Raw genomic sequence first — 18,576 nt, forward strand, 5'->3', positions numbered from 1 at the left:
TTAACCAGCTTCCTATCCTTGCTTTCGCTTTTCTTTTATAACTATGCTATAATTTGCTTATTGTATATGGGGTGAGAGCGATGAAAGATTCGGAAGTGGTTGAGCTTTTGCGACATTATCGTCATGATAGCTTAAATGATTTACAATTAGTTAATGGATATTTACAATTGGGTAAACTAGATAAGGTAGAAGCCAAAATGAAGGAAATGGTGGAAAAAGCAGCAGAAGAACGTAAATTAGACCATCTCAACCTTCCAAAGTCTATGTTATGGATTTTACAAAAAAATTGGTTCACGAATAATTTAAATCTAACTTATAAAATCCATGTAGAGGACAATGTAGAAGCATCTGATACCCTCCTATGTGATGAGTTAGAAACTCTTTTTGTATTACTTGAAGATTCACAGAAAGAATATCAGGAGTATCATGCAACAATCAATTTTTACGATATAAAATCTAACTCTTTACAAGTAATCATTCAAGTGTCTGGTGATTGGCATCATGTAGCTAGTTTACCGAGTAAAATCAAACAGTTACCATTTATTATGTCTGTAGAGATCGTGAAGAACGAGATAATCATCAAGTGGATAGTATAAATTAAAGTAGGTGTTGCAATATGTTTGTTGATCAGGTCAAGGTCTATGTAAAAGCAGGTGACGGTGGAAATGGAATTGTAGCCTTTCGTCGGGAAATATATGTTCCAATGGGTGGACCAGCTGGTGGAGATGGTGGAGATGGTGGTGACATCATTTTTGAGGTGGACGAAGGCTTGAATACCCTGATGGATTTTCGTTATCAAAAGCATTTTAAGGCGAGACGTGGCGAAAATGGAATGGGTAAAGGGATGCATGGTAAAAATGCAGAACCATTAGTGTTAAGTGTGCCACCAGGAACGACAGTAAGAGATGTAAGAACAGGTGTTGTGATAGCAGATTTAATAGAACATAAGCAAAGAGCTGTAATAGCAAAGGGTGGACGCGGTGGACGTGGAAATATTCGCTTTGCAACTGCAAAAAACCCAGCACCAGAAATTGCTGAAAATGGCGAGCCCGGTGTGGAGCGCGATATCCAAATTGAATTAAAATTAATAGCAGACGTTGGCTTAGTTGGTTTTCCAAGTGTAGGTAAATCAACATTGCTTTCTGTAGTGAGTGCGGCAAAACCTAAAATTGCTGATTATCATTTTACTACATTATCCCCTAATCTAGGTGTTGTCGATACAGCGGATCAGAGGAGCTTTGTTTTAGCGGATTTACCGGGCTTGATTGAAGGAGCTCATGAAGGTGTCGGTCTTGGTCATCAATTTCTTCGTCATGTAGAAAGAACGAGAGTCATTTTACATGTAATTGATATGGCTGGTACTGAAGGTAGAGACCCATATCAAGATTACAAGACAATCAATCAAGAGCTTGAACAATATGATCCTACATTACTTGAACGCCCACAGATTATTGCAGCAAATAAAATGGATCTACCTGAAGCAGAAGATCAACTAGCCCTATTTAAGGAACAATTAGAAGAGGATTATCCAGTTTTTCCAATCTCGACTGTGACAAAGGAAGGAATCCGTGAACTCCTTTTTGCAGTAGCCAATAAATTGGATGAAATCCCAAAAAATTATCAGCCCATTGAAGAAAAAGAGGATCGAGTTATTTATCGATTTGAAAAAGAGGACAAAGGGTTTCAAATTACAAGAGACCCTGATGGAGCATATGTTTTGTTAGGTGAAAAGATTGAAAAATTGTTTAAGATGACGGATATGACACGTGAAGAATCGATTCAACGTTTCTCGAGACAACTCAGAGGCATGGGGGTTGATGAAGCATTGCGTCAACGAGGCGCAGAAGACGGTGATACAGTTCGTTTACTTGATTATGAATTTGAGTTTATGGAATAATAGACAAGATATATGCTGTACGGTCTAGTACAAAGGGGAATGAACGGATGGCTTCGAAAAAAGAAAAATTTTATTTAGTTCGCGAAGATTTTTTGCCAGAAGGAATGAAAAAGACCTTAGAGGCAAAGAAGCTGTTAGAAGTCAAGAAAGTGGATTCCATCCATGAAGCAACTAAAAGTGTAGGACTATCTAGAAGCGTTTTTTATAAATATCGGGATGCAGTTTTTCCTTTTCAGCATATGGTGAAGGAGCAGATGATTACGTTATTTTTTCATTTAGAAGACCAAACTGGTGCATTATCCCATCTGTTATCGATCGTTGCAGGTGCAGGCTGTAACATTTTAACGATTCATCAAACCATACCGATTCAAGGAAAGGCAAATGTAACATTATCCTTGAACACGAATGGAATGATAAGAGAGCTTGATGAGCTTATCCATGACTTAAAACAACAGGAATTTGTAAATCAGGTAGAAATATTAAGTTCAGGTGTTTCATAATATAGGAGGAGCAGTTTTCATGGCAACAACTATCGGGTATTTAGGACCTAAGGGAACTTTTTCTAAAATCGCAGTAGACTCCATGTTTAATGGAGAAATCAAAAAAGGATACAAGACAATTCCAGCATGTATTGATGCAATAGAGAAAAACGAAGTCTCATATGCAGTTGTCCCTTTAGAAAATACGATTGAAGGGACAGTCAACCTCACGTTAGATAATATTATACAAACAGAAAATATTAAAATCGTTAGTGAAGTCATTGTTCCGATAAGGCAGCATATCATGGTACATCCTAGCAATGTGGCTAAATGGAAAGAAGTAACGGCAATTTATTCTCATCCACATGCAATTGCGCAATGTCACAGGTTCTTGCGTAATCAATTCTCTCATCTAGAGGCACAGTCCATGACTTCTACAGGTGCCGCTGCGGAGTATGTTAGTAATCATCCAAAGGAAATTAGTGCAGCGATTGCTAATCATTTAGCAGCAAAGGAATATGGGCTTTCCATCGTAGAAAAGGATATCCATGATTTTGAAAATAACCATACACGTTTTATTGTTCTTCATAAGCAAGAAACAGCTCTTACTTCCAATAAGCTTGAAGAAAAAGGTTATAAAACAACGATAACAGTTGCATTACCTTCTGACAGGCCAGGTGCGTTACATCAAGTTTTATCTGCATTTGCTTGGAGAAATTTAAATCTCTCCAAAATAGAATCAAGACCGATGAAAACAGGATTAGGTAATTATTATTTCTTAATTGATATAGAACAAAAGATGGATAACGTACTCATACCAAATGCCATTGCTGAAATAGAGTCGTTAGGATGTACAGTAAATGTATTAGGTAGTTACCCATACTATTTGCATAGCGGAAACGGTGTAACACTTGCTGTTTAATAAGCAAGTGTTTTTCTATGTGAAATATTCTTCTAAAGGATCGAGTATATTGTTATAATAGGACCAAGGAGGTATGTTAAATTGTGGAATTCTATCTTTAAATGGACACTGGGAATCCTACTTACCGGCTTAGTTGTTATTATCGTATTTTTTACAGTATTAATTTATATGGATTTTAGTGATTCTAAAGAAGTAGTAAAATCGGATGAAACAAAGGATGATAACACTTCAGAACAACAAGAAGAGAAAGAAATTGTAGAATTATCTGATGAGAAATTTAAAAATAAGGAAGATACAGACAAGTTGAATCCGTTTGGAGATCCATATGAACTGGACCAATTAACTGATGCTTATGTACAAGATTATATTCATCAAATGGCTCATCAGAAAGTCATTGCAAATGAAAAATGGGGTTTCTATCGAATAACAGATGAACGAATCAGCTGGTTATTAGAAGGAGTTCAATCCAGTGATTTAAACCATAAGCAAACATATTTGAATATTTTAAATCAATGGCAACAAGGTAATTTTGCTGAAGCGGATGTCCATCATAATACTATTTGGAAGCTTCAGGGAGGTACGATTGGAAAAGCTACAGGTGTATATTCTCAAGAAGAAGAACAAGCCTTTTTGGAAAGCTACGAGAATCAGTAATTATATAGCTACGTAGTAAAAAAAGCTCCATTTCCCCAGGGGAAGGAGCTTATTAATTTTTGTCAACTTAATGGACGATATAACCTTTTTCTTTTAATGCTTGATAAGCCCCTTCTAACTTCCATTCCTGATCGGCGGTTATCGTGTGGTTGTGTACACCATCTGTTAGCTCTAGGAGATAGGGAGCTTTCTTTTCTGCTATTTTTTCAATAAATTGATCCACTTCCGCTCTGTTACTTATCATAAGTGATGCTTCTAAATCTCCGTAGATTGGATGTTCAATCACTACATTTTTAACCATTGCTCCATGGTCCACAATGGTATATAACTCATCTCTGGTTTGGTCAGGGCGATGATTACATGCTATCACTTTTTCAGTTCTGTTGCGATTATCTTGAGCTTGTACATACAAATAGCCATTACTTGTTGCCATGATCGGGTGATTCTGTGCCTTCAGTAAGGTGATGTCTTGGACAATCACTTGTCGACTTACATTCGCCCGATCTGCTAATGCTGAGCCAGTAGTTGGCCTATCTGCTTGGCGAAGCCATTGGAGAATCTGTTTTCGACGATCTTCTCCGATTAATTTTTTACTCATAGTACTTATACCTCCACGAATTTTTCCCCTATTTGTTTTGATACACGGATAATCATCTCAAGGTCTTCCTCTGTTGTTAAATGGCTAAAGGAAAATCGAATAAAACGTCTTCCTTCTTCCTCATCCTGAATAAACGGTTGAATCGATCTTGGTATACCAGATTGACCTAACCCACACGCACTACCTGTAGAGATGGCAATTTCGAAACGATTGTATTCTAACATTAAATAATCACCTTGTGTATGATCTGATATACAGCCTACAATACTTGGACAATGCATCGATTCTCCTACGAAAATGGGTGTTAATCCTGTTTTGTTATGGCGAATCTGGTCGATAAAGGTGTGTTGAATATTTTTTAAGTAATAAAAATGTTGATCTAGATGATGATTCATTTCTTCAACTGCCGTGACGAAAGCCGCAATGCTAGCAACATCTACTGTTCCAGGACGAATGCCTTTCTCATGGTTTGTAGAAATTGGATGTGGCTTGAGAAAAATGTTTGGATGAAAATAAACAGCTCCCACCCCTTTTGGGCCGTAAATCTTATGACTGGATATCGAGATAGCATCAACAGGTAATTGCCTAAGATCTATCTTTATTTTACCAAAAGATTGAACAAAATCACTATGAAAAGCGATATTCCTTGTTCTTAACAGTTTCCCGATTTCTTCAATAGGTTGTTGAATCCCTGTCTCACTATTGACGTGTTGTATGGAAACAAGGCAAGTATTAGATTGAATTGATCGAGCTAACTCATTCATATCAATGCTTCCATTGTTTGGACAGGCTAGAAACGTAACATCAATCATCTCGCTTCTATCCATTTGCTTTAAATAATAATAAATAGAACTATGCTCGACCGTCGAAGTAATGATATGCTTTTTCTCGTGTGGAGGAGCAGATCGAAGAATCGTATCAATAGCCAAAATATTACTCTCGGTTCCACCACTTGTAAAAAATAGTCTACTAGCATCTACTCCTAGACTTCGTGCTAAAATATTTCGTGCTTGCTCTAAAATGTCCTGTGCTTTTGAACCGGTGTCATGTAAGCTGCTAGCATTTCCATAATATTTTCTAGCAACTGTTTGATACATAGTTAATGCTTGTTCCGACATCGGTGTTGTTGCTGCATAATCACAATAAATCAAGTTTTAATCTCCCCTATAGAAAAATTTAATCCAAAAAAGTCTTGCCTTCTATCACATTATATGTAAATATATCTGTAAAGACAACTGTAAAGCAAGGTGGAATTATGACAAAACAAAGAGTGATAATAGTTGGAGCAGGGTTAGCGGCATTTGTACTAGCAGACAGACTTTATAAAGAAAAAGAGGTTGTCATTATTACAAAAGAGTCAATCCAACAGAATAATTCACTTAAAGCACAAGGTGGAGTTGCGGCGGCAATCGATACCAATGATTCAGCAGAAATTCATCGTCAAGATACAATGAAGGCAGGTGTTCAGTATAATGATCCCTCAGCAGTTGAGGTACTAACAAAAGAGGGGACAGAACGGATAAAGGAGTGGATTCATGCAGGTTTCCCATTTGACAAAGACCAATATGGAAAAATACTTTTAGGAAGAGAAGGAGCTCATCAAAAACGCCGAATACTTCATGTGGGTGGTGACCAGTCAGGAAAATACTTAGTAAGCTATCTACAGGAAAAGCTGAGAAAAAATATCATGATCATTGAAAATGAAATGGCTGTCGAATGTATCATGTGGGAGGGGAGATGTAAGGGAATAAACACGATAGACAATCGTGATCACTACCACTCCTATTATTGCGACCATCTCATTTTAGCAACAGGTGGTTGTGGTGCATTGTTTGAAACAACCTCCAATGATCGGACAGTTACAGGAGATGGTATAGCTATTGCTTATAAGGCGGGGGCTAGGATTGAAGATATCGAGTTCATTCAATTTCATCCAACTATGTTAAAGCAAAATTCGAAGGGTCATCACTTTCTAATCTCAGAAGCAGTACGTGGGGAAGGGGCGATTCTAGTTGACCAAAACGATATTCCTTTCATGGCGAAATATCACAAAGATTTAGATCTTGCGCCTAGAGATGTCGTTACAAGAGCAATGGTTACAGAAGAGGGTCTAGGAAATCAGGTTTATTTAAAAATTGATATGATTGAACATTTTAGTGAACGCTTTCCACAAATTAGCTCATTATGTGAAGAGATGAACATAAACTGGAAAAGTGGTTATATTCCTGTCATACCAGGTGCGCACTTTTTAATGGGAGGTATTCAAACAAACTTAAAGGGGGAAACCACTGTCCCTGGGCTGTATGCCGTTGGAGAGACTGCATCTACTCGTGTGCATGGGGCAAACAGACTTGCGAGTAACTCACTATTAGAGTGTATAGTGTTTGCCAATCGGCTAGCTGATTGGTTAATAAAGAAAGAAGAAACCACGTCAATCATTCAAGCATCCCGTTCCTATAATCCGAGTACAAGAGAATGTATTGATTTACCGACAATCGCAGAGATACAGGCTAAAATGATGAAATATGTAGGGATAGAGCGTGAAGAAAAAGGGCTCAAGAAAATATTAGAATGGCTCCGTTCTTACCAAGTTCACCATATCTCTTCTATCACAGATAAATTTTATTCTAAAAAACAAATAGAACAGCTTCATATGACGACGGTTGCTTGGTTGATCGCATCATCAGCCATCGAACGAAAGGAAAGCAGAGGAGCACATTATCGATCAGACTATCCTAGTAAAAATGATGAGCAATGGGGAAATCGTAGAATTATCCGTACATTTCAACAAAAAGCAAATATAAATGTGTCAAATCAAGCTATTGAAAGGTGATTATGCTAATGAATAAATGGAGTTTAAGGAAGAAATTAGAGGATTTTCTGGAGGAGGATATCGGTAGTGGCGATCCATCAACAGCGTTTTTATTTGACAATGGTCAAATAAAACGAGGGGCTTTTATAGCAAAGGAAGGAGGCATTTTCGCAGGATCCGATATATTATTGGAGGCCTATCATCTTCTAGATTCTGAAATTAAGGTTGAATGTTGGAAGGAAGATGGCGAGCCGTTAGATCGTGGGGACACCATTGCGACCATCACAGGTAATCCGATTGCTTTATTGTCTGGGGAGAGAGTCATCCTTAATCTTATTCAACGAATGTGTGGCATTGCGACTATTACGAATCAAGTTGTACATGAATTGAATAATCCAGCTATTCAAGTATGTGATACTCGAAAAACTACACCAGGATTAAGAATGCTGGAAAAATATGCCGTTACCTGTGGTGGTGGGGTGAATCATCGCTTTGGTCTTTATGATGGCGTGATGATCAAGGATAATCATATTGTTGCAGCTGGTTCGATTAAAAAAGCAATTAAACAAGTTAGAGAGAAGCTTGGACATATGATGAAAATTGAAGTAGAAGTGGAAACAGAACGCCAGCTTGAAGAGGCAATTTTAGCTAAGCCCGATATTATTATGCTCGATAATATGGAACCAGCTTTGATTAAAACGCTTATTGGTAAAATACCAAAGTCTATCCTTACCGAAGCCTCTGGAAATATAACGATTGATAATATACGTTCCTATTACGATACAGGCGTTGATTATATTTCGTTAGGATTTATAACGCAATCTGCAAAGGCATTAGATATTAGTTTCCAAATGGAGGAGGAATAAGCTTGAGTATAGCAACACTGTTTACGGAGAACCAATTACCAGAAGAATATAAACAATTATCATCAGAGGAAATGGAAGAAAGAATTAAACAAATAAAAAAAAGACTTGGAAACGATTTATTTATTCCAGGGCATCACTATCAAAAGGATGAAGTGATTCAGTTTGCTGATGCGACTGGTGATTCTTTGCAACTAGCTCAAATTTCAGCCAAACAAGCTGCAACGAATATCGTGTTTTGTGGAGTTCATTTTATGGCAGAGACAGCAGACATCCTAACAGAGGAGAATCAACAGGTACTGTTACCAGATATGCGAGCTGGCTGCTCGATGGCAGATATGGCAGATGATGTCCAAACAAAGGAAGCGTGGGAGACATTGCAGGGAATTTTTGGTGATACGATTTTACCTTTAACATATGTCAACTCTACTGCTGCAATCAAAGCTTTTGTGGGAAAGCATGATGGTGCTACTGTTACTTCATCAAATGCGAGAAAAATGGTGAGATGGGCATTAACGCAAAAGGAAAGGTTATTGTTTTTACCAGATCAGCATTTAGGTAGGAATACGGCTTATGATCTGGGTATCCCACTTGATGAAATGGCAGTATGGGACCCCATTAATCGAAAGCTTGAATTCAGAGGAGAAGTAGGTAGAATTCGAGTTATTCTCTGGAAAGGACATTGCTCCGTCCATGAGAACTTTACCATAAAAAATATTGAAAATGTTCGAAAGAATCACCCCAATATGAACATAATTGTACATCCAGAATGTAAGCATGAGGTCGTTCAATTATCTGATCTAGCAGGTTCGACAAAATATATAATTGAAACAATCGAGATGGCAGAGGCTGGAACGGAATGGGCAATTGGAACAGAGATGAACCTCGTCAATCGAATTATTCAACAACATCCTGATAAAAAAATTATTTCCTTAAACCCATATATGTGTCCATGTCTTACGATGAATCGAATTGACTTACCACATTTGTTATGGTCATTAGAGCAGATAGAAAAAGAGAATTCTCAAAATCAAATTAAAGTAGATAAGCAAATTGCAAAAGAAGCAAAGAAAGCTCTTAATCGTATGCTTATCCTTTCATAAAATGATTATGAATATAGTAGATATCTTGTATTTTTTGCAAGATATCTTTTTCATTTCATTCAACATTTTAGGCTAATTGCATATGTTGTTAAAGAAGACCGAAAGCTCGAGATAAACGCCTATTTATACTTAATAATGGGAAAGGAGTATTAGCATTGAAAATTCACGTTGTGCAAGAAAATGAAACTCTTTGGAAGATTGCGCAAAAATACGGGGTGGATTTTGAAGAATTGATAGCAGCTAACCAGCAAATATCGAATCCTGATATGATCATGCCTGGAATGAAAATAAAAGTCCCTACAACTGGGGATAAAAAGCAGCAAACTGCCCCGTCAAAAAAGGATAAGCAAGAAGTAAAACCAGCTCCTCAGCCACAAAATCAAATTTTACCGGAGATTAAAGAGGATGAGGAACAGAAATGGGAGCCATTAAAAAAGGAGATGCCTTCATTGCCAATTCATTTTAATAAGCAACAACCTGCACCGAAGGAGAAACAACAGCCATTAATGCCAATACAACCAACACCAGGTCCTGATGTGGACTTGAAATGGACACAATTTAATAAAGATGTGATGGAAACAAATATTAATCAATTTCTACCTGTCAAAGATCAAGTGGCAGGAGCACAGGAAATGCCCAAACCAGAAATGCAGCAACCGATGATGCCACCACATCATCATCACATGCCAATGCCACATCATCCTTGTCATGCCCCATGTGTTTCTCAAGATGGAATTCCTTACGGTTTTGGTAACATGGGCCCAATGCAAAATCATCCGTTTCCTGATCATTTTGGCGGGCAAGTTATGGGACAACAGACACAAATGCCTGCCTCCAATCAGCAAACATGGCAACCAAACAATGGTATGAATCAAGGTCAATGGGGACAATGGGAACAACAAATGCCTCACTGGCAACCAATGCAACAACCTAATATGCAACAAGGACAAATGCCACAACAAGACCAGGTTATGTCAGAACAGCAAATGATGCCGATGTATGGCATGCCAAATAATCAGCAAATGTCCCCACAATATGGTATGCCCCAACCAATGATGCCACAATACGGTCAAAATACACCTCATTATCCGCAAGCTCAGCCTTACGGATATCATAAGAAGGATTGTGGCTGTGGGAACCGAGAGGGATAATTTTTCAAAGGTGATTCTAAAGGAATCACCTTTTTACTATTCCTTCCAACTATAATACGCATACTTTATGAAAAACTTTGATGGATGTCACCCTTTATCTAAAGCATTAGTGAATTTGTTTGACCTGTTCTTATCATAATAATGTATTATCTTAGGCAGCGAGTGTTTTCATATCTTGATTCGTATGATAAAGTAAAAAAGGAAAGTTTATTTGACTGCTGATAGATTACAAGGGGTGAAAGACATGGCAGGACATTCTAAATGGAAGAATATACAGCGCAGAAAAAATGCACAAGATGCGAAGCGCGGAAAGATCTTTATGAAGCATGCAAAGGATATCTACCTTGCTGCAAAACAGGGTGGTGGAGATCCAGACATGAACCCATCTTTAAGACTTGCTGTAGATAAGGCGAAGGCGGATAATATGCCGAATGATAATATTGATCGTGCGATTAAAAAAGCAACAGGTGCATTAGATGGTGCAAATTATGAAGAGCTAATCTATGAAGGTTATGGTCCTGGAGGTACTGCTGTCATGGTAGAGGTACTAACAGATAATCGTAATCGTACAGCCTCAGAGCTACGACATGCCTTTAGTCGAAATGGTGGTAATCTAGGCGAGAATGGCTGTGTCGCATTTATGTTTAATCGAAAGGGCTATATTGTAATAGAGCAAAGCACAACAGATGCTGATGAAGATACAATAATGCTTGAAGCAATAGAAGCTGGAGCGGAAGAAATGGAAGCAAGTGATGGCGCATTTGAAATATACACAGATCCAGAAGAATTTGGATCTGTAAAAAATTCCTTAGAGGAGAGTGGATTCACTCTCGAAACAGCTGAAGTTACGATGATTCCAGAAACTTTATCCGAGGTTGACGAAGCAGCAGCTGAGAAAATGGTGAAGCTTGTGAATATGTTGGAAGATATGGAGGATGTTCAGGAAGTCTATCATAACTTAGATGCTGATGAGGATATAATGGCACAACTCTAAAAATCAGGTACTTACCTGGTTTTTTATTATGGAGAAAAATATGGAAAGTGCATCGCCGAATGAATGAAGCTTTTTCTCGAGTATGTGGTTAAAATTACTAATAGTTGGACATTCTAATAGTAACCTAGTTTGAATGGAGGATGGAAAATGAGTAAACTATGGTTATCATTGAATGTTCTAGTATTAGTTATGATAGGGTGTTATTTTATCTTTGAAAGGAACGATCCAATGGAAGAAATGGAAACATCCCCAGTAGTAGCGAAAGAGCCACATACAATAGAGCTTAAATTAGAGAAAAAATATATAGATGGAAAAACGGAAGTCGAAGAAACAACAACCAAGATTTCATCGATGGAGGATTTTTGGTCACAGTACCAGCAATGGACATTGGTAGAACAAAAACAGGGATATATACATTTTAAGCAAGATGTAGATGATATTTCTCCCTATTTAAAGACATATGGTTATTTCGGAATTGATGATGGGGTGTTGACGATTTTCGAGGGCGTTCCTGTTCATGAAGAAGTCATTCAATCCTTTTATCATATTGATACAAATGAGCTAGAAAGTCACTTGCTTGAGGATTTAGAGGACGGTATCAAGATCAAAACAAAAGAAGATTATCAACAAGTGATTGAAACCTTCCGTACCTATCAAATATCTGAACCTGTAAATAGTTGAGCGATCCTAGATCGTTCAACTATTTTGACTTTCCAGAGCCTTATGAGTCCTTTTGTACTAAATTCATCAATCATGTATGATAGATATAAAGAAGATTTCTTGCTTGTAACTAGGCAATGAGCTATGATATATACGAACATATGATTGACAAAAGATAAGGTGGCAGACAAAATGATTGCATATATTAGGGGAATTATCGACGAAATAACTGAACAAGCAGTACTAATAGAAACAAATGGTATCGGATATGAAGTAATATGTCCTAACCCATTGCAGTTTCAAGCAATGCTCGGGCAGAAGGAAAAGATTTATACTTATCACCACGTCAGGGAAGATGCCCAAACTTTGTATGGCTTTCAAGAGCCAGAGGAAAAGCAATTATTCGCAAAGATATTAAATGTTTCAGGTATTGGGCCAAAAGGGGCGCTGGCTGTTCTAGCCTCTACTTCTGTTATGGATTTCGTAATGGCTATTGAGCAGGAAAATGAGAAATTCCTTACGAGTTTCCCCGGTGTAGGGAAGAAAACGGCAAGACAAATGATTTTAGACTTAAAGGGTAAATTACCTTTTGAATATCATGTAGAGAAACAGGAATCAACAACGACACAAAAAGATATGGATCCTGCGTTAAATGAAGCAATCGAAGCATTGAAGGCACTAGGCTATTCAGATAAAGAAATTAATCAGATTAAACCACGATTAAAGGAAGAAAAACAGACTGAACCAGATGGCTACATCCGCAAGGGACTTGCCTTAATGATGAAGCAGTAGAAAGGGAGATAGCAAATGGACGATAGAATCATCTCCGGAGAAATACAGGAGCAAGAGGCATTGGAAGAGCTTAGTCTCCGGCCAAAGCTATTAAAACAATATATTGGTCAACATAAAGCAAAAGAAAATTTAGCGATTTTCATTGAAGCAGCGAAAATGCGTAACGAACCTTTAGACCATGTTTTACTATATGGACCACCTGGGCTCGGGAAAACAACGATGGCACAAATTATCGCAAATGAGATGGGTGTTCAATTTAAATCAACATCAGGTCCTGCAATAGAACGTTCCGGCGATTTGGCGGCAATCTTGTCATCCCTCGAAGTAGGCGATGTATTATTCATTGATGAAATTCATCGATTGCCTCGCGCAGTGGAAGAAATCTTATATCCAGCTATGGAGGATTTTTGTTTGGATATCGTCATTGGAACAGGTCCAAGCGCACGTTCTGTTCAATTAGATCTTCCACCATTTACTTTAATTGGTGCTACTACCAGAGCAGGGCTGCTCACTGCCCCACTAAGAGACCGATTTGGTGTCCTAAGCCGCCTAGAGTTTTACGAAATGGTGGATTTATGCGCAATTGTGGAAAGAACAGCTGATATTTTTGAGGTCAAAATTGATAAACAAGCGGCATTAGAGGTTGCGCGTCGATCTCGAGGAACTCCTAGAATTGCAAATAGACTATTAAAGAGAGTTCGCGATATTTCTCAGGTTACTGGAGAAACTTCGATTTCAAAAGAGACAACACAGCGGGCACTGAAAATGCTACAAGTTGATGATGCCGGATTAGACCAAATCGATCATAAGCTTTTACTTGCTATGATTGAGAGCTTCCAAGGAGGACCAGTAGGACTAGACACGATTGCAGCAACAATTGGGGAAGAATCGCAAACTATTGAAGATGTTTATGAACCATTCTTGCTACAGCAAGGGTTTTTACAGCGTACACCTAGGGGGCGTTTGGTAACACCGAAGGCCTACCTTCACTTTAATATGGAGGTGCCTCATACTTGACGGATATTGGCAAAATCTTTATTGTAATAGGAGTTATTCTCATTATAGTAGGGTTATTGTGGGGATTTGTCGGGAAATTACCAGGTGATATTAGTTTTAAAAAGGGGAATATTTCCTTTCATTTTCCAATTATGACATCTATCGTTGTCAGCATTATCCTAAGTCTGATATTTTACTTAATAGGACGATTTAAATAAAAGGTTAGATTTACTAAGAGGAGTCACGAAATGAAGATTGATGATTTTGATTTTGAATTACCAGAAAAGTTGATTGCACAAACACCATTAAAAGACCGTTCAAGCTCACGATTAATGGTATTAAACAGAGAAATGCGCACCATTTCCCACCATCACTTTTATGATGTATTAGATTTTTTGGAAAAGGGCGATTGCCTTGTACTGAATGATACAAAGGTGTTACCAGCACGGTTATTTGGTACAAAAAAAGATACTGGAGCAAAAGTGGAAGTATTACTCCTTACCCAAATGGAACAGGATGACTGGGAGGTATTAGTCAAACCCGCTCGCAAAATCCAAATAGGTACAGAAATTAGTTTTGGTGATGGAAAGCTTCGAGCGATTTGTGTTGATACTAAAGAGCATGGTGGCCGCATTCTTCGGTTTCGTTATCAAGGAATTTTTTATGAAGTATTAGATGAGTTAGGGGAAATGCCGCTTCCACCTTATATTAAAGAACAGCTGGAGGAGAAAGATCGCTATCAGACGGTCTTTGCTAGGGAGCAAGGGTCTGCCGCGGCTCCAACAGCAGGCTTACACTTTACTGATGAATTATTGGAAGAAATAAAGCAAAAAGGTGTGGAGATTGCCTTTATTACATTGCATGTTGGCTTAGGAACTTTTCGACCTGTAAGTGTGGAGGATGTTACGACACATGAAATGCATGCAGAATTCTATCAAATGACAAGTGAAACAGCAGAGCAGCTTAATAAAGTAAAAAAACGCGGTGGTCGTATTATATCAGTAGGTACTACTTCAACGAGAACACTTGAAACGATCGCAAGAGATACGGGTGGAAATTTTGAGGAGCGAAATGGCTGGACAGATATCTTTATCTATCCACCATATCAATTTCAAGCAATAGATGGATTAATTACAAATTTCCATTTGCCAAAATCTACTTTAATCATGCTAGTAAGTGCCTTAGCTGATCGCGAATTTATATTGGAAGCTTACAACCAAGCAGTAAAAGAAAAGTACCGATTCTTTAGCTTTGGGGACGCAATGTTAATTATTTAAATGAAGGGATTATATACATGAGTGCAATTACATATGAACATATTAAAACATGTAAACAAACTGGTGCAAGGCTAGGTAGAGTTCATACTCCACACGGATCTTTTGATACTCCTGCATTTATGCCAGTTGGGACATTAGCAACCGTAAAAACGATGAGCCCAGAGGAATTAAAAGAGATGGGAGCAAATATAATTTTATCAAACACTTATCATTTATGGCTGAGACCTGGTCATGACATTGTTAAGGAAGCTGGCGGTCTCCATTCCTTTATGAATTGGAATGGTGCAATACTAACAGATTCTGGTGGCTTTCAAGTGTTTAGTTTAAGTGATTTGCGTAAAATCGAGGAGGAAGGAGTACATTTTCGTAATCATCTAAATGGAGAGAAGCTCTTCCTATCTCCAGAGAAAGCGATGCAAATTCAAAATGCACTCGGTTCAGATATTATGATGGCATTTGATGAATGTCCACCATATCCTGCAGAGCATGATTATATGAAAAAATCGGTCGAAAGAACTAGTAGGTGGGCAGAACGTTGCTTAGAGGCTCATGAGAGAAAAGATGTACAAGGTTTATTCGGTATAGTACAAGGTGGAGAATATGAAGATTTAAGACGATTAAGTGCGCGTGATTTAACCTCCCTTGATTTTCCTGGCTATGCCATCGGTGGTTTATCTGTGGGAGAACCGAAAGATGTGATGAATAGGGTGCTAGAATTTACAACACCATTGCTACCATCTAGCAAACCGCGCTATTTGATGGGAGTTGGTTCTCCTGATTCGTTAATAGATGGAGCAATACGTGGGATCGATATGTTTGATTGTGTCCTGCCTACTAGAATTGCACGTAATGGTACATGTATGACATCAGAAGGTCGATTAGTTGTAAGAAATGCTAAGTATGCACGTGATTTCAATCCGATCGATCCGAATTGTGATTGTCATACCTGTCAAAATTACACACGTGCATACATTCGACATCTTGTGAAGGCAAATGAAACTTTCGGTTTCAGACTTACTACTTATCATAATCTATATTTTCTGTTAAAATTAATGGAACAAGTCCGTGAAGCGATCAAGCAAGACCGACTTGGAGATTTCAGAGAAGAATTCTTTGAACAATATGGTTTTAATAAACCGAACGCAAAAAACTTTTAAGTGGAAAGGGGGAATATTAGACAATGGAAGGATTATTGACATTTGCACCATTGATACTAATGATTGTGATTTTCTATTTTCTTTTGATTCGTCCACAACAAAAGAAACAGAAACAGGTACGCCAAATGCAGTCTGATTTGAAAAAGGGAGACAAAATTGTCACAATTGGTGGTTTCCATGGGACAGTACATGCATTAGATGAAGATACAGTGATCATAATTACGAATGAAGGTACGAAACTTACATATGATCGTTCAGCAATTCGTGATGTCGTATCAAGCTAAATAAGACAAGCACTCTCTTTTTGGGAGTGCTTGTTTTTAGCTTGTGAAAAAACGTAGAACTAAAGTCACTTTCAGGTGTATCTTCCTATGAATTTGTTTGCTCGTCTTCCCCCGAGAGATTTACTCCAACAATTGCTCCTATGATGGCTAATAATAAATAGGTCGTATGATGAACCATTTCCACAATAGTAAACACAGAATCTAGTCCTAAATACCGATAGCAAAAAACAAATAGTGTAAATAAAAGACTTGTAATTGCACCAACGAGAATTCCTTTATTCTTCGCTTTTAGCCCTGCAATAAATCCCCCGGTAAACAAGGCTAAAAAACTAATCAGCAGTGTAACTAGCTCCATCGTTGATTCGCCAAATGAAGTAAAGCGAAGTAATAATGCTAGTATGAGGCTTGCGACAAATAGAACAATAAAGATACCTATCCAACCAAACAAAACACTTACAAAAGTTTTCATTTATCTTCCCTCCTCGTAATTCCATTTAATCATTATTTATGCATGTCCAGTTGAATTTAGAATAGTTTAGGCTTGTACGAATATAAATGATTAATATAGGTTTGTAAGTAATAGTTGGAGGTGTCATTGGTTGGGAGTAACTTTTGCAATTGTTATTTTTATTGTTAGCTATATTTTTATTATGTCAGAAAAAATAAACCGAGCGGTCGTCGCACTAGCGGGGGGACTTTTATTACTTTTAACAGATGTCTATCATTGGGAGGATGCCATTACGCGATATATTGACTGGAACACAGTTGCATTATTATTTGCGATGATGGTACTTGTATCGATCACAAAAAAAACGGGAGTATTTTCTTTTGTAGCGATATGGCTAGCAAAGCTTGTTAAAGGAAAGCCAATCCCATTATTAATTGGAATTGCCATCTTAACAGCAGTAGGCTCCGCTTTTTTAGATAATGTTACAACCGTTTTATTGTTTGTTCCTGTTATTCTAACATTAACAGATCTATTGAAGCTTCCGTCCTTTCCATATCTTCTCACGATTATTATTACTGCTAATATTGGGGGAACTGCTACGTTAATCGGTGATCCGCCAAATATTATGATTGGCCAAGCGGTACCACAATTGAATTTTGTTTCTTTTTTACAGCACACAGGACCTATTGCGATTCTCTTATTTGTGATTGTTTTAATGATTTTATGTCTACTTTTTAGAAAATCATTACAAAAAGAAGAACTAACAAATCCCAAGCAATTAATGACTATGAACGAATCTGATTATTTGATCAAAGGTCCGTTGCTCTATCAATCATTGTTAATCCTGTTATTAACTATTATTGGCTTTATGCTCCATCCAGTCCTACAAGTCGATTTGACGATTATTGCCCTTACTGGTGCGATTATGCTGTTATTGCTTAGTGAAAAACAATTGGAGACAGAAAAGGTATTTGAACAGGTCGAGTGGGTAACCCTATTTTTCTTCATTGGTCTTTTTATGCTCGTTGGAGGATTAGAGGAAGTTGGAGTAATTGATGAGCTCGCACGCTCTATCATGTGGATGACAGAAGGGGATATGGCCAAAACATCTCTTCTTTTACTATGGACATCCGGATTATTCTCTGGAATTGTCGATAATATTCCATTTGTTGCTGCGATGATCCCAGTCATTCAAGAATTTGAATCCTATGGAATGGCTAACCTAGACCCGTTATGGTGGTCATTAGCATTAGGTGCATGCCTTGGAGGTAACGCAACCCTTATCGGTGCTTCCGCAAATGTAGTCGTAGCTGGACTTGCAGAAGCAAGTAACAATAAAATAGCCTTCGTGAAATTTATGCTCTATGGGATTCCGATAGTGATTTTATGTTTAATTATCACAACCATCTATGTCTATTTTCGTTATTTACTACCATTTCAACAGCCATTATAGAATAAAGACGTTTTTAATGGATACCCTAAGTTACAT

General features: G+C 37.8%; 21 protein-coding genes. 18 read left to right on the plus strand and 3 right to left on the minus strand.

Going from position 1 to position 18,576, the window contains the following annotated elements:
• Window positions 1-80 precede the first annotated feature (80 nt).
• The 5 genes from DLJ74_RS07820 (at window position 81) to DLJ74_RS07840 (ending at window position 3,952) form a co-directional block, all read left to right on the plus strand.
• A complete protein-coding gene (locus DLJ74_RS07820) occupies window positions 81-596 on the plus strand; it encodes a Spo0B domain-containing protein (protein ID WP_109984058.1) in 516 nt (171 codons plus the stop codon).
• A gap of 20 nt (window positions 597-616) precedes the next feature.
• A complete protein-coding gene (obgE, locus tag DLJ74_RS07825) occupies window positions 617-1,897 on the plus strand; it encodes a GTPase ObgE (RefSeq protein ID WP_109984059.1) in 1,281 nt (426 codons plus the stop codon).
• 47 nt (window positions 1,898-1,944) lie between these two features.
• Window positions 1,945-2,397, plus strand: coding sequence for an ACT domain-containing protein (locus DLJ74_RS07830; protein ID WP_054859171.1), 453 nt, complete (start codon window positions 1,945-1,947; stop codon window positions 2,395-2,397).
• A gap of 19 nt (window positions 2,398-2,416) precedes the next feature.
• Window positions 2,417-3,298: a prephenate dehydratase gene (gene pheA, locus DLJ74_RS07835; protein WP_054787813.1), complete on the plus strand. Its 882-nt coding sequence runs from the start codon at window positions 2,417-2,419 to the stop codon at window positions 3,296-3,298.
• A gap of 81 nt (window positions 3,299-3,379) precedes the next feature.
• Window positions 3,380-3,952: a DUF6241 domain-containing protein gene (locus tag DLJ74_RS07840; protein WP_109984060.1), complete on the plus strand. Its 573-nt coding sequence runs from the start codon at window positions 3,380-3,382 to the stop codon at window positions 3,950-3,952.
• Between the two features lie 67 nt (window positions 3,953-4,019).
• Here the strand turns inward: DLJ74_RS07840 and DLJ74_RS07845 are convergent, their stop codons facing one another.
• Window positions 4,020-4,550: a transcription repressor NadR gene (locus tag DLJ74_RS07845; RefSeq protein ID WP_109984061.1), complete on the minus strand. Its 531-nt coding sequence runs from the start codon at window positions 4,548-4,550 to the stop codon at window positions 4,020-4,022.
• A gap of 5 nt (window positions 4,551-4,555) precedes the next feature.
• A complete protein-coding gene (locus DLJ74_RS07850; RefSeq protein ID WP_109984062.1) occupies window positions 4,556-5,701 on the minus strand; it encodes an IscS subfamily cysteine desulfurase in 1,146 nt (381 codons plus the stop codon).
• A 104-nt stretch (window positions 5,702-5,805) separates the two neighbouring features.
• On the opposite strand from DLJ74_RS07850, the gene nadB reads away from it, so the two are divergent.
• The 12 genes from nadB (at window position 5,806) to yajC (ending at window position 16,639) form a co-directional block, all read left to right on the plus strand.
• On the plus strand, window positions 5,806-7,383 hold the full coding sequence (gene nadB, locus DLJ74_RS07855; RefSeq protein ID WP_109984063.1) for an L-aspartate oxidase: 1,578 nt from the start codon (window positions 5,806-5,808) through the stop codon (window positions 7,381-7,383).
• A gap of 8 nt (window positions 7,384-7,391) precedes the next feature.
• On the plus strand, window positions 7,392-8,228 hold the full coding sequence (gene nadC, locus DLJ74_RS07860) for a carboxylating nicotinate-nucleotide diphosphorylase (protein ID WP_109984064.1): 837 nt from the start codon (window positions 7,392-7,394) through the stop codon (window positions 8,226-8,228).
• A gap of 2 nt (window positions 8,229-8,230) precedes the next feature.
• Window positions 8,231-9,328: a quinolinate synthase NadA gene (gene nadA / locus DLJ74_RS07865; protein ID WP_109984065.1), complete on the plus strand. Its 1,098-nt coding sequence runs from the start codon at window positions 8,231-8,233 to the stop codon at window positions 9,326-9,328.
• Window positions 9,329-9,483: 155 nt separating this feature from the next.
• The gene (gene safA, locus DLJ74_RS20915) at window positions 9,484-10,479 is read left to right on the plus strand and encodes a SafA/ExsA family spore coat assembly protein (RefSeq protein ID WP_109984066.1); all 996 of its coding nucleotides are present in this window, start codon (window positions 9,484-9,486) and stop codon (window positions 10,477-10,479) included.
• A 244-nt stretch (window positions 10,480-10,723) separates the two neighbouring features.
• Complete coding sequence (locus DLJ74_RS07875) at window positions 10,724-11,473, plus strand: YebC/PmpR family DNA-binding transcriptional regulator (RefSeq protein ID WP_054859180.1); 750 nt, start codon at window positions 10,724-10,726, stop codon at window positions 11,471-11,473.
• A 147-nt stretch (window positions 11,474-11,620) separates the two neighbouring features.
• A complete protein-coding gene (locus DLJ74_RS07880; protein ID WP_109984067.1) occupies window positions 11,621-12,154 on the plus strand; it encodes a BofC C-terminal domain-containing protein in 534 nt (177 codons plus the stop codon).
• Window positions 12,155-12,325: 171 nt separating this feature from the next.
• Window positions 12,326-12,925: a Holliday junction branch migration protein RuvA gene (ruvA, locus tag DLJ74_RS07885; RefSeq protein ID WP_109984068.1), complete on the plus strand. Its 600-nt coding sequence runs from the start codon at window positions 12,326-12,328 to the stop codon at window positions 12,923-12,925.
• A gap of 15 nt (window positions 12,926-12,940) precedes the next feature.
• Window positions 12,941-13,942, plus strand: coding sequence for a Holliday junction branch migration DNA helicase RuvB (ruvB, locus tag DLJ74_RS07890; RefSeq protein ID WP_109984069.1), 1,002 nt, complete (start codon window positions 12,941-12,943; stop codon window positions 13,940-13,942).
• A complete protein-coding gene (locus tag DLJ74_RS07895) occupies window positions 13,939-14,139 on the plus strand; it encodes a DUF2905 domain-containing protein (RefSeq protein ID WP_054787803.1) in 201 nt (66 codons plus the stop codon). Before ruvB ends, DLJ74_RS07895 begins: the two co-directional genes overlap by 4 nt.
• A gap of 30 nt (window positions 14,140-14,169) precedes the next feature.
• Window positions 14,170-15,198 (plus strand): tRNA preQ1(34) S-adenosylmethionine ribosyltransferase-isomerase QueA, encoded by a 1,029-nt coding sequence (gene queA / locus DLJ74_RS07900; RefSeq protein ID WP_109984070.1) that lies wholly within the window; start codon window positions 14,170-14,172, stop codon window positions 15,196-15,198.
• Window positions 15,199-15,215: 17 nt separating this feature from the next.
• Complete coding sequence (gene tgt / locus DLJ74_RS07905; protein WP_109984071.1) at window positions 15,216-16,355, plus strand: tRNA guanosine(34) transglycosylase Tgt; 1,140 nt, start codon at window positions 15,216-15,218, stop codon at window positions 16,353-16,355.
• Between the two features lie 23 nt (window positions 16,356-16,378).
• Window positions 16,379-16,639 (plus strand): preprotein translocase subunit YajC, encoded by a 261-nt coding sequence (yajC, locus tag DLJ74_RS07910; RefSeq protein ID WP_054787802.1) that lies wholly within the window; start codon window positions 16,379-16,381, stop codon window positions 16,637-16,639.
• 85 nt (window positions 16,640-16,724) lie between these two features.
• Here the strand turns inward: yajC and DLJ74_RS07915 are convergent, their stop codons facing one another.
• Window positions 16,725-17,108, minus strand: a complete 384-nt coding sequence (locus DLJ74_RS07915; protein ID WP_109984072.1) for a TIGR04086 family membrane protein — start codon at window positions 17,106-17,108, stop codon at window positions 16,725-16,727.
• 130 nt (window positions 17,109-17,238) lie between these two features.
• Between DLJ74_RS07915 and DLJ74_RS07920 the strand changes: the two genes are divergently transcribed.
• On the plus strand, window positions 17,239-18,540 hold the full coding sequence (locus DLJ74_RS07920) for an ArsB/NhaD family transporter (protein ID WP_109984073.1): 1,302 nt from the start codon (window positions 17,239-17,241) through the stop codon (window positions 18,538-18,540).
• Window positions 18,541-18,576: the final 36 nt, after the last annotated feature.

The sequence above is a fragment of the Gracilibacillus dipsosauri genome (genome assembly GCF_003176895.1).
Taxonomy (GTDB): Bacteria; Bacillota; Bacilli; order Bacillales; family Amphibacillaceae; genus Gracilibacillus; species Gracilibacillus dipsosauri.

Excerpts from the sequence above, each read along its gene's own strand:
- pheA (WP_054787813.1), top strand. The coding sequence starts at position 2,417 with ATGGCAACAACTATCGGGTATTTAGGACCTAAGGGAACTTTTTCTAAA.
- tgt (WP_109984071.1), top strand. The coding sequence starts at position 15,216 with ATGAGTGCAATTACATATGAACATATTAAAACATGTAAACAAACTGGT.
- DLJ74_RS07915 (WP_109984072.1), bottom strand. The coding sequence starts at position 17,108 with ATGAAAACTTTTGTAAGTGTTTTGTTTGGTTGGATAGGTATCTTTATT.
- ruvB (WP_109984069.1), top strand. The coding sequence starts at position 12,941 with ATGGACGATAGAATCATCTCCGGAGAAATACAGGAGCAAGAGGCATTG.
- obgE (WP_109984059.1), top strand. The coding sequence starts at position 617 with ATGTTTGTTGATCAGGTCAAGGTCTATGTAAAAGCAGGTGACGGTGGA.
- DLJ74_RS07830 (WP_054859171.1), top strand. The coding sequence starts at position 1,945 with ATGGCTTCGAAAAAAGAAAAATTTTATTTAGTTCGCGAAGATTTTTTG.
- yajC (WP_054787802.1), top strand. The coding sequence starts at position 16,379 with ATGGAAGGATTATTGACATTTGCACCATTGATACTAATGATTGTGATT.
- nadC (WP_109984064.1), top strand. The coding sequence starts at position 7,392 with ATGAATAAATGGAGTTTAAGGAAGAAATTAGAGGATTTTCTGGAGGAG.
- DLJ74_RS07875 (WP_054859180.1), top strand. The coding sequence starts at position 10,724 with ATGGCAGGACATTCTAAATGGAAGAATATACAGCGCAGAAAAAATGCA.
- DLJ74_RS07845 (WP_109984061.1), bottom strand. The coding sequence starts at position 4,550 with ATGAGTAAAAAATTAATCGGAGAAGATCGTCGAAAACAGATTCTCCAA.
- DLJ74_RS07820 (WP_109984058.1), top strand. The coding sequence starts at position 81 with ATGAAAGATTCGGAAGTGGTTGAGCTTTTGCGACATTATCGTCATGAT.
- nadB (WP_109984063.1), top strand. The coding sequence starts at position 5,806 with ATGACAAAACAAAGAGTGATAATAGTTGGAGCAGGGTTAGCGGCATTT.
- ruvA (WP_109984068.1), top strand. The coding sequence starts at position 12,326 with ATGATTGCATATATTAGGGGAATTATCGACGAAATAACTGAACAAGCA.
- queA (WP_109984070.1), top strand. The coding sequence starts at position 14,170 with ATGAAGATTGATGATTTTGATTTTGAATTACCAGAAAAGTTGATTGCA.
- DLJ74_RS07880 (WP_109984067.1), top strand. The coding sequence starts at position 11,621 with ATGAGTAAACTATGGTTATCATTGAATGTTCTAGTATTAGTTATGATA.